Source organism: Amycolatopsis benzoatilytica AK 16/65, from assembly GCF_000383915.1.
Lineage (GTDB): Bacteria > Actinomycetota > Actinomycetes > Mycobacteriales > Pseudonocardiaceae > Amycolatopsis > Amycolatopsis benzoatilytica.
The window spans coordinates 248,950-261,447 of the sequence record NZ_KB912942.1 but is presented as its reverse complement, the minus strand read 5'-3'; the positions used below and the strand labels follow the sequence as shown (position 1 = coordinate 261,447).

Genomic DNA, 12,498 nt, shown 5'->3' with positions numbered 1-12,498 from the left:
CGGCGAGTTCGCTGCCGGACGGATCTTCGCGGCTCAGCCAACCCACTCCCGAGCGTCCCGCAGCAACCCGAGCATCCCCGACACCAGCCGCATCTGCTCCACCGTCCGGATGTCCGCCTCCAGCAGCCGCGGCGAGCACACCAGCACCGCCACCGACTGCGCGCGCGACAGCGCCACGTTCAACCGGTTGCGGGACAACAGGAAATCCAGTCCGCGTGGCAGATCGACCGCCGACGAGGACGTCATGGTCGTCACCACCACCGGGGCTTCCTGGCCCTGGAACCGGTCCACCGTGCCCACTCGGATGTCGCCGTGCCCGGCGTCGGACAGCGCCCGCGTCACCACCCGGGCCTGCAGGTTGTACGGCGCGACCACGAGGAAATCGGCATCGGTCAGCGGGCGGCCTTCCCACGACCGGCCATGCAACGACTTGATCACCGAAACGACCTGCTCGGCCTCTTCCACCGACCGGGTGGTGTTGCCGCGGTGCTCCACCGACGCCAGATAGAGACCTGAGCGAAAACCGTCGATCGAACGCGAAGCCGACGGGTGCGAGTGCAGCAATCCCGCGTACGAGAGCCGCGAAACGGGCGCGCACACGTCAGGATGCATCCGGCGCGTCAGGTCGAGGAAGTAGCCCAGATCCGGCGGGATGATGTCCGCGTCGCCGATCAGGTGGCCGAGCGCCGACGCCTCCGCACCCGCCGGGTGCGTGCCCTGCACCACCTGCGGCAGCTGCTGCGGATCGCCCAGCAGCACCACGTTCTTCGCGCACATCGACACCGCGAGCGCGTCCGCGAGCGCGAACTGGCCGGCCTCGTCGATGACGAGCACGTCGAACGGTTCGTCGCGGACCGCGGCGTTGGCGAACGTCCACGCCGTGCCGCCGACGAGGTGCCCGGTGTCGTGTTCTTCGCGCCAGCGCACCAGCGCCGTGTTGTTCTTAGGCTGCTCCCACGGCAGCGACGGATCCGGCGTCCGCTTGGCCCGCTTGGCGCAGGCCATCGACGGCGCGTTCTCCATCGCCGCGGAAAGCACGTTCTCGACCGCCTTGTGGCTGTTCGACGTGACCCCGACGGTCCGCCCCGAACGCACCAGATGCGCGATCAGCTTCCCGGCCAGATAGGTCTTCCCGGCACCCGGCGGCCCCTGGACGGCGAGCACCGACCCGTCGAGGCCGTCCACCGCGGAAATGACCGTCGCGACCAAGTCCTCGCCCGGCGCCGGCAGTCCGCCGCGCAGTCGCGGCACCCGGCGCAGCAGGTCGACACCCGGATGCTTCGGCAGTTCCGGCAACGTTTCGCCGACCAATCGGGCCAGGTCGGCGACCGCCTCGTCCTTCGGCGACGGACGGACCGGGCTGCCGGGCAGAACCGCGGCCGGACGGTCGTCCGAGGTCTGGTCGGGCGCGCTGCTCTCCTCCAGCGTCACCTCGACCGCTGTCGTGGAAACGACTTTCGCGTCCCGGGCGCCCGCGCCGTAGCGCAACCGCACGTCATCGCCCGGCGCGAAGGGATGCGGCCGGTCCGGGTCGCACCGCACCACCAGCGTGCGCTTGGCGGTCCGCAGCCGGCCCGACGGCGGCACCCATTCCCCGGCGGTTACCGAAACCGGGACCGCGCAGGTGGTGTCGACCTCGAGGTCGCCGATCGGCGCGGCCAGCTGCCGGAAGAACTCCCACCACGCCGGGTTCGTCTCGCGCCGGTGGTAGCCGACCGACGCGGCCAGCAGCGCTCGGGCGTGCTCGTCCGGGGTGAAGTCCGCGGGGTCGTCCGGAAGACCCTCGAGCAGCGGGTCGACCAGCGCGGCCATCGCGGCGGCGCGTTCGGCGCGGCGCTGTGCCGCTTCCTCTTCCTCGGTACGGCGCAGCAGAGCGTCCACTTCGGACTCTGGTGCCGGTTCGGCGAGCTCGATCCCGGCTTCGGACCGCACCCGATGAAGGAACTCGTGCAACCGCCAGGTGGAAACGCAGTCGTACTCGTTGTAGTCAGCGATTCCTCGCAGCACGGTGGCAGCCTGCTCAGCATCGCCGGTCGCGTTCAGCGTCAGATATTCCTCGTACGCCTCGATGCTCGACGCCGCCGTTTTCACCTCGCCGTCGCGCGCTTCCGGCATGTACAGCGGCTCCAGGTACTTGATCGAATACGACCGTTGCCCGACCCGCAAAGCTTTGCGCACCACGGCATACAGGTCGATCATCGCTCCGCTGCGCACGAGCTCGTCCACGGCCTCCTCGCGCGTTCCGTGCACCGCGGCGAGCCGCTTGATCGCGGTGACCTCGTACGGTGCGTAGTGATACACATGCGCGCCAGGATTTTCCGCGAGCCGCTCGGTGGCGAAGTCGATGAACTCCTCGAACGCCCGTTTCTCCTGCGCGCGCGAATGCGCCCAGAAGGGCGTGAACCGCTCGTCCGGGGTGACCGCGCCGAACAGGTACTCCAGGCCGGCGCCGGCCTGCGCGTACGGATCGCCTTCCATGTCGAAGTAGACGTCACCGGGATTGGCTTCGGGCAGCCCGGCGAGCGCGTCCGGATCGATGATTTCGCAGGCCAGCTCGCCGGTCTCGTCCTGCCGGACCTGGATCGCCGCCTGCGCGCGCAGCGAGGCGAACGTCCCCTCGGACATGTCGCGCGGGCGGTCGGCCGGGTCCGCCGCGGCGAGCGCGTCGATCGTGCCGAGACCAGCAGTCGCCAGCTTGCGCCGCTGCTCGCCGCGCATCCCCGCGACCAGCGACAGATCGCGGTCCGCCTCCCGCGCGGACGAGCAATGATCAGCGAAGGCACACCCGGTGCAAGCCGGCCGCTCGTCGGCCCAGACCCGATCCGGCAGCTGCGGCGGCCGGTCCAGCAAGCGGTCCCGGAGCCGGTCGACGAGCGGGAGGAAGTCGTCGACGCGCAGGCTGCGCGTGCTGCCGTCGCCGAGCAGCAGGTGCATCTCCGGACCGGCGGGCCAGCCGCCGCGCCGCAACGCGTCGGCATACGCAGTCAGCTGCACGACCGCCGACGGCTTCGCGTGCCGAGCGAGCTTGGTGTCATAGACCTCGTAGCGGCCCTGGTCGTCGCGGAGGAGAAAGTCCGCGCGCCCGGAGAACTCGCCGTCGTGGAACACCGCCTGGTAGACCACCGGCGCGCCGCCCCGCAGCGCTTCCTCGGTCGCCTTCGCCGCTGCGACCGGATCGTGCTCCTCGATCTCCACGACCTGCCTGCGCTCGCCGCGCAGTCGGTTGAGGGTGGCCGCCTCGTGCTCGCGCCCGTACTTCACCGCCAGCCGATCGGGCCCGGAACCGGGCCGCGGCGCGCCGGGAATCCCCGCCGCCAGCGCCTGGTTGAGGATGCTCCGGTGCTCGCATTCGAGCAGGTCAGCGAGATCAGACGGCGTGTACATCGCTCGGCAGTCTGTCACGAGCCGGTACCCGCGCGGCCCGGGTGGGTACCGACACGCCGCCGGAAATCGTCGGCGCCGGGTGCGTTGGCTGCCGGGTGCCTTCCGCTCAACGCCGCGACGGCAGCGGCACGACGTCCAAGTCCCGTGCCACGTGGATCTCCCCGTCGAATACCTTCGCCGCCTCATCGCGGAACCGGTCGGCCTCCGCGTAGGGGTATCGCTGCGAAAAGTGCGTGAGCAGCAACTCCCGGGCACCCGACTCCGCCGCGAGGAGGCCGGCTTCGGTGCTGGTCAGGTGCCCGTAGCGGTGCGCCAGGTCGGCGTCGTCCGCGCGGAAGGTCGATTCCGCCACCAGCAGGTCCGCTTCCCGGGCGCAGGCGAACGCGCCCTCGCACAGGCGCGTGTCCATCACGAACGCGACCACCTGTCCCGGGCGCGGGACGCTCACGTCCGCCAGCCCGACGGTGCGCTCAGGCGTGACGAACACGCCGTCCGCCTGAAGTTTCCGCACGTCGGCCCCGCGAACGCCGGCCGCGGCCAACGCGTCCGGGAGCATCCGGACGCCGTCTGGTTCGGCATAGCGGTAGCCGAAGCAGTCGATGCGGTGGTCCAGCTGATACGCCGACAGCGGGCCGTCCAGCGGACCGGGTCCAGAGGCCGGGTGCTCGACCAGTTCGGTGCGTTCGTGGAAGACCGTCGAGTGCCGCAACCGGTCGAAGTACTCCTGGCCGGACGCCGGGTAGTGGCAGCGCACCGGGTGGGCGACCGCGTCGAGCGAGAGGCGTTGGATCACCCCGGCCAGGCCCAGGCTGTGGTCGCCGTGGAAGTGGGTGACGCAGAGATGGGTCAGTTCGTTCGCCGACACGCCCGCGTGCGTCATCTGCCGCTGAGTGCCTTCGCCCGGATCGAAAAGCACGCCGTCGGCGTCGAACCGCAGCAGGTAGCCGTTGTGGTTGCGGTGCCGGGTCGGCGTCTGGCTCGCCGAACCCAGCACGACGAGCTCGCGTCGGGACATGGGCACCATCCTCTCGGTCCACGAGGGCGAGGTGCCACCGAATTGCGTCCGGCCAGACCAAACCGGCTTACCGGTGTCTTCCACTGGCTCCGCTCGGGTCGCGTGATCCTGTCCGCCTCGCCGCGGAACTGCCGTGAAGGGGCCCCTGCCGGACTCAGATTCCCTCAACGAGCCCCTGCCGGACGCAGATTCCCTCAACGGGCCCCTGCCGGACTCAGATTCCGTCAAGGGGCCATTCCCGGACCTGGATCGGGACCACCAGACCCTAGCCTTGCGCCGGAGTCCGGTACGCGCCGAAGACGATCTCCCGTGCCAGCCGGAACCCCAGCTTCTCGTACAGCCGGATCGCCCCGGTGTTGCTCCCCGCCGCGTGCAGCATCGGCCGGTCCCCGCGCTCCCGGATCTCCGCCGCGACCGCGCGGACCAGCCGGCCGGCCAGCCCCTGCCCCTGGAACGACGGATCGGTGCACACCGCGCTGATCTCGGTCCAGCCCGGCAGCCGCATCCGCTCGCCCGCCATGGCGACCAATGCGCCGTCGCGGCGGATGCCCAGATAGGTGCCCAGCGCGATGGTTTTCGGCAGGAACGGGCCGGGTTTCGTACGTTCGGTCAAGTCGAGCATCTCCGGCACGTCAGCCTCGGTGAGCCGCACGGCTTCCGCGTCCGGCGCCGCGTCGACGGCCGAACCGTCCATCTGGACGCCCGGCACCTCGTGCTCGACCGTCCAGCCCGCTGGCGCGGGCACTGCGATGCCGCCGACCACCCAGGCCGAGACACCGGGGCCGACCAGGTCGGCGAGGTCCTGCCAGACGTGCTCGTCCGGCCGGTCCGGCACGGCCTGGAACGGCGACACGTCGACCGGGTACCGCAGCACCTGGCCTTTCTGCTCCGCGAAGTGCGCCTGCCGGCCGGTCAATGCTGCCCATGCGGGATTGCTGAGCGGGGACGTGCTCATCTGCCTGCCATTCGGATCCGGGGTCGACCTGTACAGGATGCGTGCGCCTGGATCTTCGCGGCCAGCGGCTCCCACCTGTTGAGCGGTCGAGCAGGACCGGAGGTCGGCAAGGAATCGCAGGAACGCAGTCGCGCACGCCTCCTCACCCGTTGCCATGACGTGCGATCGCGGATAAACAGGACCGCATGGACCTCCCCGGCGCGACCCTGCTGCCCGCCACCCCCGACGACGCCGCCGAACTCATGGTGCTGCAACGGTGTTGCTGGGTTCAGGAAGCGGTGCTCAACAACACGCTGGAGCACCCGGCGCTGACCGAGACCCTCGCCGAGGTCAGCGAAGCGATCAAGAGCTGGGACAGCTGGATCGTCCGCCAGGGGCCCCGGCTGGTCGCCGCCGTCCGCGCGAGGGCGGTCGAAGACGGCTGGGAAATCGGCAGGCTGATGGTCGCGCCGGACCTCGCCGGGCACGGTCTCGGCCGGTTCCTTCTCGCGCACGCGGAGCAGCAGGCTCCGCCGGAGGCGAAGCAGTACGTGCTGTTCACCGGCGCGGCCAGCGAGCGCAACATCGCGATCTACGAGCGCGCCGGCTACCGCCGCACACCGATGCCGGTCGAGCCGACCGGTGTCCTCAAGAAGGCTGTCTACCTGGTCAAACCGCGCTGATCACAGCTCGTCGAACACCAGCACGGTGTGCGTCGAGAGCACGTCCGGCATCGCCTGGAGCCGCTCGAACACCAAGTCGCGCAGACTGTCCGCGTCCCGGGTCCGGACGAACAGGATCAGGTCGTTGTCCCCGGAAACCAGGCCGCCGTGTTCGATTTCCGGGATCTGCTTCAGTTCCGTGCTGACCGTGCGCCAGGAGTTCTGGGTGACCTTCAGGTACACGTACGCCGCCAGGCCCTGGCCGAGCCGGCGCGGATCCGTGACCGCCGCGTAGCCGGTGATCACGCCTTCGCGGTGCAGCCGCTCGACGCGCGTGTAGCAGCCGGCGCGCGAGATGTGCGCGCGTTCGGCGAGCGCGCGCATCGAAGCGCGACCGTCTTTCTTCAGCTCGGCGATGAGTTTCAGGTCGACCTCGTCCAGGGCCGCTGCCATTTGTCCACCCGGCTGGGACATCCGCGCTACCCCGCTAGCCAATCGTCCATTGAGCACTGCCTGACTCAGCCATCATTCCACACTTCCCGCATAAGGCTGGACCCCTGATCGTCAGACCGCGAATATCTGGGTCTACTCGTCTTGTCGATGGGAGCTGTCGGTGACCACTACGGAACGCACTGCCGCGTCCTACTTCCTGCCCAGCGACGAGCCGCTGGGCCTCGTGACCGCGGACGGCACGCCGATGCCGGACCCGGCGCTGGAAATGCCCGCCGACGACGTGCTGCTGCGCCTCTACCGCGGCATGGTGTCCGGCCGCCGCTTCGACACTCAGGCCACCGCGCTCACCAAGCAGGGCCGGCTCGCGGTGTACCCGTCGGCGCGCGGACAGGAAGCCGCCGAGATCGGCTCGATCCTCGCACTGCGGCCGCAGGACTGGCTGTTCCCCACGTACCGCGACTCAGTGGCCATCGTCGCGCGCGGCGTGGACCCGGTCGAGGTGCTCACGCTCCTGCGCGGCGACTGGCACTGCGGCTACGACCCGTACCGCACCAACGTGGCGCCGCAGTGCACCCCGCTCGCCACCAACACGCTGCACGCAGTCGGCTTCGCGCACGCTGCGCGCGTGAAGGGCGAAGACACTGTCTCGCTGGTCCTTCTCGGCGACGGTGCCACCAGCGAGGGCGACACGCACGAAGCGCTGAACTTCGCCGCAGTGTGGAAGGCACCAGTGGTCTTCCTGGTTCAGAACAACGGCTACGCGATCAGTGTCCCGCTAGAAAAGCAGACAGCCGCGCCTTCCCTTGCGCACAAGGGCGTCGGCTACGGGATGCCCTCTGTGCTCGTTGACGGCAATGACGCGGCCGCTGTACACGCTGTCGTCGAGCAGGCCGTCGCGCGCGCCGCGGCTGGCGAAGGACCGACGCTCATCGAAGCTCTCACGTACCGCATCGAGTCGCACACCAACGCTGACGACGCCACGCGCTACCGCGAACGCGTCGAAGTGGAGCAGTGGCTCACGCGCGATCCGATCAGCCGCCTTAAGCAGTACCTCACCGACCGTGGCCTCCTTGACGACAAGGTGCAGGAGGAGATCGACGCGCGCGCCGAAGAAGAGGCAGCTGCGTTGCGTACGCGGATGAATGTCGACACCGAGCTTGATCCGGCGGATCTCTTCCGGCACGTCTACGCCGAGCCGACTGCCGCGCTGCGTCAGCAGGCCGCCGAACTGGCTGCTGAGAACGCCCAGAATTCCGAGGACCACGCATGACCGCGACGCTGGACACCACGCTCTCGCTCGCCGGAGCGCTCAACCGCGCCCTCGCCGACGCTCTGGCCGAGGACGAGCGAGTCCTTGTCTTCGGCGAGGATGTCGGCACGCTCGGCGGGGTCTTCCGGGTGACCGACGGGCTGGCGGAACGCTTCGGTGAGGCCCGGGTCTTCGATTCGCCGCTGGCCGAGTCGGGCATCGTCGGCACGGCGATCGGGATGGCGATGAACGGGCTGCGCCCGGTGATCGAAATGCAGTTCGACGCGTTCGCCTATCCGGCGTTCGAACAGATCACCAGCCACCTCGCCAAACTCCGCAACCGCACCAAGGGCCGGGTCGAGCTGCCGATCGTCATCCGGGTGCCTTACGGCGGCGGGATCGGCGGCGTCGAGCACCACTGCGATTCTTCCGAGGTCTACTACACGCACACCGCCGGCCTGCGGGTCGTCACCCCGGCGACCCCGGAGGACGGCTACTCCTTGCTGCGCGACGCGATCGCCAGCCCGGACCCGGTCATCTTCCTGGAGCCCAAGCGCCGTTACTGGGAAAAGGGCGCTGTCGACCCGCGACACCGGTCGCCCGGCTTGGACAAAGCGGTGGTCCGGCGCACCGGCGACGACGTCACCCTCATTTCGTACGGCGGTGCGCTCGGCACCACGCTGGAAGCGGCCGAAGCCGCCGCGGAAGAGGGTTATCAGGCCGAGGTGATCGACCTGCGCAGCCTCGCGCCCTTTGACCTGGAAACCGTCGCCGCATCGGTGCGCCGTACCGGACGCGCGATCGTCGTGCACGAGGCAAGCCGGTTCTGCGGCTATGGCGCGGAGGTGGCCGCTCAGCTGTCGGAGCATTGTTTCCACTACCTGGAAGCGCCGGTGCGGCGCGTCGCCGGGTTCGACATTCCTTACCCGGCCCCGAATCTGGAACAGCACCACCTGCCCGGCGTCGACCGGATCCTGGACGCGATCGAACGCCTCCAGTGGGACGACTCGGCTCCGCTCGACGGGGAGAAGTGATGGCCGTCTTCAAGCTGCCCGACCTCGGCGAAGGACTGACCGAGGCGGAGATCGTCGCATGGCACGTCCGGGTCGGCGACACCGTCACGATCGACCAGACCGTGGTGGAGGTCGAAACCGCCAAGGCGAGCGTCGAGGTGCCGGTTCCGTTCGCGGGCCGGGTCTCGACGCTGCACGGGGCGGCGGGCGAGGTGCTGTCCGTCGGCAGCCCGCTGATCACGGTGGACGATGCCGCGGACTTCGTCGAACCCGGCGTGGTCACGCCGGAAGGCAGCGGGAACGTCCTCATCGGATACGGCACCGGCAAGGCCCACACCCGGCGGACCCGGCGGCCACGAGGCAGCAAGGCGCCTGTCTCGCCGCCGCCGTCGGTTTCGGACCGGATCCGGGTCGTCTCGCCGCTCGTGCGCCGCCTCGCCCGCGAGTCCGGAGTGGACCTGCGTGCGCTCACCGGGACCGGAACCGGCGGAATCGTGAGCCGCGCCGACGTGGAACGCGCGATCGCCGCGACCGTCGCCCCTTCGGCCAGTTCGCCGGACGAGCAGCGGATCCCGTTGCGGGGCCTGCGCAAAACCGTCGCGGACAAGCTCAGCCGGTCCCGCCGGGAGATCCCGGAGGCAACGGTCTGGGTGGATGTCGACGCGACCGGTTTGCTGGAACTGCGGCACGCGCTCAATGCCGATCCGCACCGCCCGAAGATCAGCCTGCTCGCGCTCCTCGGCCGGTTCGCGGTCGCCGGCCTGCGCCGGTTCCCCGAGTTGAACGCCCACTTGGACGGCGACGAGATCGTCATTCCGTCCTCGGTCCACTTGGGATTCGCCGCGCAGACCGACCGCGGCCTGGTCGTCCCGGTAGTCCAGAACGCGCACGAACACACCCTGGAAGATCTCTCGGCCGCGCTCGCCGAACGCACCGAGCAGGCGCGCGGCGGACGGCTCGCACCCGCCGACTTGACCGGCGGCACCTTCACCGTGAACAACTACGGCGTGTTCGGAGTGGACGGTTCCGCCGCGATCATCAACTACCCGGAGGTGGCGATCCTGGGCGTCGGCCGGATCATCGACCGGCCGTGGATCGTGGACGGCCAGGCCGCCGCGCGCAAGATCACCGAGCTGACCCTGGCGTTCGACCACCGGGTGTGCGACGGCGCCACAGCGGGCGGATTCCTCCGCTTCGTCGCCGACTGCATCGAGAATCCGGTGCGGCTGCTGCGAAACCTGTGACAGCGGACGGTCAGGCGGCAGCGTTGCCAGCCTGACCGTCTTCGTCCGGTCCGTCTCCCCTCGCGGTCCAGATCAGGTGGCTCAATGGTCCCCAGGCTGGTACTCCCCGGCCACCATCCGCGTGCTGACCGCGAACCGGTTCCACGCGTTGATCGTGGTGATCGCCGCGATCAGGTGCGCCAGCTCGACCTCGTCGAACTGCGGCGCGACCCGGTCGTAGACCTCGTCCGGGACGAAGCCGTCGGTGAGCACGGTGATCGCCTCGGTCAGCTCCAGTGCGGCGGTTTCCTTGGCCGTGTAGAAGTGCTTCGACTCCTCCCATGCCGAGAGCTGCACGATCCGCTCGACCGTCTCTCCCGCGGCGAGCGCGTCCTTCGTGTGCATGTCGATGCAGAACGCACAGTGGTTGATCTGCGACGCCCGGATCTTGACGAGGTGCAGCAGCACCGGTTCCACCCCGCGCCGGGTCGCCGCGTCGAGCCGGATCATCGCCTTGTACGCCTCCGGGGCCAGCTCGGCCAGCTTGAGCCGGGGCTGGTGGACGGGAAGGCGTTCTTCGGTACTGGTCATGGCATCGACCCTACGGACGATTGGCACCCTGCTATGGTCCATTTCCGTGCGCGAAGAGTGGGCCAATTCGCTGAGCGAAGACCTTCACCTCGACCTGCGCGGGCCACGGTTGCGCGACGGCCTCATGGAGGCGCTGCGCGAGGCGATCCGCACCGGCCGGCTCGCGCCAGGAGCGAAGCTGCCGTCCAGCCGGACTCTTGGCGCGGACCTTGGCATCGCACGCAACACTGTGGCGCAAGCGTACGCGGAACTTGTCGCCGAAGGCTGGCTCACCGCACGTCAAGGCTCGGCAACCCGAGTCGCCCCGCGCACGGAGACCGTCGCGGCGCCGACGCCGCCGAAGCCGCGGCACCGCCGCCGCATCGACCACGACCTGCGTCCCGGACAGCCGGACCTGTCCGCGTTTCCGCGCGCGGACTGGCTTAAGGCCGCCCGCCGCGCGCTGACCGACGCCCCGGACGAGGCGTTTGGCTACGGCGGTCCGTTCGGCCGTCCTGAACTGCGCGAAGCGGTCGCCGGGTATCTCGCGCGCACCCGCGGCGTCCGCGCGCACCCGGACCAGATCATGATCTGCACTGGCGCGTCGCACGGCTTGATGACCATCGCGCAAGTGCTGAAACAGCGCGGAGTCGCGGAGATCGCGGTGGAGTCCTACGGGCTGCCAGTCCACCGCCAGCATCTCGTCAAAGCCGGTCTCGACACGCCGCGGCTGCCGGTCGACGCGGACGGCGCGGTGGTCGGCCACCTGGACGACTTGCCCGACGCCGGCGCGGTTCTGCTGACCCCGTCGCACCAGTTCCCCACCGGCGTCGCGCTGCACCCGGACCGCCGCGCCGCGGTCGTGGACTGGGCACGCCGCACCGGCGGCCTGGTGTTGGAAGACGATTACGACGGCGAGTTCCGCTACGACCGCAGCCCGGTCGGCGCAGTGCAGGGGCTCGACCCCGAGCACGTCGTTTACCTTGGCACCACGAGCAAAGCACTCGCCCCGGGCCTGCGGCTGGGCTGGCTGGTCCTGCCGCCGCGGATCGCCCGCCTCGCCGCCGAGGCGAAGGGCGAGCGCGATCTGCACCTCGGCGTGGTCGACCAGCTCACGATGGCCGCGTTCATCGCCTCGGGCAGCTACGACCGGCACATCCGCGCGATGCGGCTGACCTACCGGCGCCGCCGGGACCAACTCGTCGCGGCGCTGGCCGAGCACGCGCCGCACACCCGGGTGACTGGGCTGTCCGCCGGACTGCAGGTGCTGGTGGACGTTCCGGCCGGCGAGGAAGACGCCGTGGTGCAGGGGTCCGCGTGGCAGGGGTCCGCGTGGCAGGGGCTCGCGGTTTACGGGATCGGCGCGTTCCGGCATCCCGACGCGCCGGCCGACCGGGACGCACTGGTGATCGGGTTCAGCACCCCGTCCGCGAGCGCGTGGTCCGGCGCGCTCGCCGCGCTGTGCCGGGTCCTGCCCTAACGCCGGTCGCCCGCAGAACGTCGTGCTGCCCGCCATTCTGGGCCGCAGCGGCTGGTTCATCGTGCCGAACATCTTCATCGCCGCCCTGCATCTCGTGATGATTTTCCTGACCGGGTATTCCTTGGTCAGCGGCTATGTCCTGGAAACGCGCGGCGTACCGGTGCAGGCGACCGCGACCGGCTACAGCGGCCACTGGACGGCGGTGCAGTTCACGCCGCCGAGCAAGTACACGAAGAACGCGCTGGTCGTGATCACTCCGGACGGGCAACGCGGACCGGTTGCCGTCAACCACGACAAGCCAGGCAGCACCGTCGAAGTCGTCGCGGACCCCCGGAAGGCAGTCGACCTGCACCGACCGGACGAAGTCGGCTTCGGCGCCGGCCTCGCCTTCGGGATCGTCGACTTCCTGATGATTCTCGGCTGGATTTTTCACGCCTGCCGGTCCGGGGCGAAGAGCCGGCGGTCAGCTGGCGAACAGGCCGCTGCCGCGACCTAGTCCGGCCCGCGGCCGGACG

The 12,498-nt window shown here is 69.9% G+C and carries 11 protein-coding genes; 6 read left to right on the top strand and 5 right to left on the bottom strand.

Going from position 1 to position 12,498, the window contains the following annotated elements; all coding sequences use genetic code 11:
- Nucleotides 1-33 precede the first annotated feature (33 nt).
- The 3 genes from AMYBE_RS0101245 to AMYBE_RS0101235 form a co-directional block, all read right to left on the bottom strand.
- Nucleotides 34-3,384 (bottom strand): TM0106 family RecB-like putative nuclease, encoded by a 3,351-nt coding sequence (locus tag AMYBE_RS0101245; RefSeq protein WP_020657506.1) that lies wholly within the window; start codon nucleotides 3,382-3,384, stop codon nucleotides 34-36.
- A gap of 106 nt (nucleotides 3,385-3,490) precedes the next feature.
- Complete coding sequence (locus AMYBE_RS0101240) at nucleotides 3,491-4,399, bottom strand: ribonuclease Z (RefSeq protein ID WP_020657505.1); 909 nt, start codon at nucleotides 4,397-4,399, stop codon at nucleotides 3,491-3,493.
- Nucleotides 4,400-4,664: 265 nt separating this feature from the next.
- On the bottom strand, nucleotides 4,665-5,354 hold the full coding sequence (locus AMYBE_RS0101235) for a GNAT family N-acetyltransferase (RefSeq protein ID WP_027927266.1): 690 nt from the start codon (nucleotides 5,352-5,354) through the stop codon (nucleotides 4,665-4,667).
- Nucleotides 5,355-5,539: 185 nt separating this feature from the next.
- Between AMYBE_RS0101235 and AMYBE_RS0101230 the strand changes: the two genes are divergently transcribed.
- A complete protein-coding gene (locus tag AMYBE_RS0101230; RefSeq protein ID WP_020657503.1) occupies nucleotides 5,540-6,016 on the top strand; it encodes a GNAT family N-acetyltransferase in 477 nt (158 codons plus the stop codon).
- Here the strand turns inward: AMYBE_RS0101230 and AMYBE_RS0101225 are convergent, their stop codons facing one another.
- Nucleotides 6,017-6,448, bottom strand: a complete 432-nt coding sequence (locus tag AMYBE_RS0101225; RefSeq protein ID WP_020657502.1) for an Lrp/AsnC family transcriptional regulator — start codon at nucleotides 6,446-6,448, stop codon at nucleotides 6,017-6,019.
- A 160-nt stretch (nucleotides 6,449-6,608) separates the two neighbouring features.
- Here AMYBE_RS0101225 and pdhA point away from each other — a divergent pair, with 160 nt between their 5' ends.
- From pdhA to AMYBE_RS0101210, 3 genes are read left to right on the top strand one after another with little or no spacing between them, the layout of a single operon-like run.
- Complete coding sequence (gene pdhA / locus AMYBE_RS0101220) at nucleotides 6,609-7,718, top strand: pyruvate dehydrogenase (acetyl-transferring) E1 component subunit alpha (protein WP_020657501.1); 1,110 nt, start codon at nucleotides 6,609-6,611, stop codon at nucleotides 7,716-7,718.
- Nucleotides 7,715-8,731, top strand: coding sequence for an alpha-ketoacid dehydrogenase subunit beta (locus AMYBE_RS0101215; RefSeq protein WP_020657500.1), 1,017 nt, complete (start codon nucleotides 7,715-7,717; stop codon nucleotides 8,729-8,731). The genes pdhA and AMYBE_RS0101215 overlap by 4 nt, the downstream gene beginning before the upstream one ends.
- Nucleotides 8,731-9,954 (top strand): dihydrolipoamide acetyltransferase family protein, encoded by a 1,224-nt coding sequence (locus AMYBE_RS0101210; protein WP_020657499.1) that lies wholly within the window; start codon nucleotides 8,731-8,733, stop codon nucleotides 9,952-9,954. The genes AMYBE_RS0101215 and AMYBE_RS0101210 overlap by 1 nt, the downstream gene beginning before the upstream one ends.
- Before the next feature lie 81 nt (nucleotides 9,955-10,035).
- Here the strand turns inward: AMYBE_RS0101210 and AMYBE_RS0101205 are convergent, their stop codons facing one another.
- Nucleotides 10,036-10,524, bottom strand: coding sequence for a carboxymuconolactone decarboxylase family protein (locus tag AMYBE_RS0101205; RefSeq protein ID WP_020657498.1), 489 nt, complete (start codon nucleotides 10,522-10,524; stop codon nucleotides 10,036-10,038).
- Nucleotides 10,525-10,570: 46 nt separating this feature from the next.
- Between AMYBE_RS0101205 and pdxR the strand changes: the two genes are divergently transcribed.
- Complete coding sequence (gene pdxR, locus AMYBE_RS0101200; protein WP_020657497.1) at nucleotides 10,571-11,983, top strand: MocR-like pyridoxine biosynthesis transcription factor PdxR; 1,413 nt, start codon at nucleotides 10,571-10,573, stop codon at nucleotides 11,981-11,983.
- A 22-nt stretch (nucleotides 11,984-12,005) separates the two neighbouring features.
- On the top strand, nucleotides 12,006-12,479 hold the full coding sequence (locus AMYBE_RS0101195) for a hypothetical protein (protein ID WP_020657496.1): 474 nt from the start codon (nucleotides 12,006-12,008) through the stop codon (nucleotides 12,477-12,479).
- Nucleotides 12,480-12,498: the final 19 nt, after the last annotated feature.

What these genes read in the sequence shown, in the direction of transcription:
- AMYBE_RS0101245 (WP_020657506.1), bottom strand. Translation starts at nt 3,384, where the DNA reads ATGTACACGCCGTCTGATCTCGCTGACCTGCTCGAATGCGAGCACCGG.
- AMYBE_RS0101240 (WP_020657505.1), bottom strand. Translation starts at nt 4,399, where the DNA reads ATGTCCCGACGCGAGCTCGTCGTGCTGGGTTCGGCGAGCCAGACGCCG.
- AMYBE_RS0101235 (WP_027927266.1), bottom strand. Translation starts at nt 5,354, where the DNA reads ATGAGCACGTCCCCGCTCAGCAATCCCGCATGGGCAGCATTGACCGGC.
- AMYBE_RS0101230 (WP_020657503.1), top strand. Translation starts at nt 5,540, where the DNA reads ATGGACCTCCCCGGCGCGACCCTGCTGCCCGCCACCCCCGACGACGCC.
- AMYBE_RS0101225 (WP_020657502.1), bottom strand. Translation starts at nt 6,448, where the DNA reads ATGGCAGCGGCCCTGGACGAGGTCGACCTGAAACTCATCGCCGAGCTG.
- AMYBE_RS0101215 (WP_020657500.1), top strand. Translation starts at nt 7,715, where the DNA reads ATGACCGCGACGCTGGACACCACGCTCTCGCTCGCCGGAGCGCTCAAC.
- AMYBE_RS0101210 (WP_020657499.1), top strand. Translation starts at nt 8,731, where the DNA reads ATGGCCGTCTTCAAGCTGCCCGACCTCGGCGAAGGACTGACCGAGGCG.
- AMYBE_RS0101205 (WP_020657498.1), bottom strand. Translation starts at nt 10,524, where the DNA reads ATGACCAGTACCGAAGAACGCCTTCCCGTCCACCAGCCCCGGCTCAAG.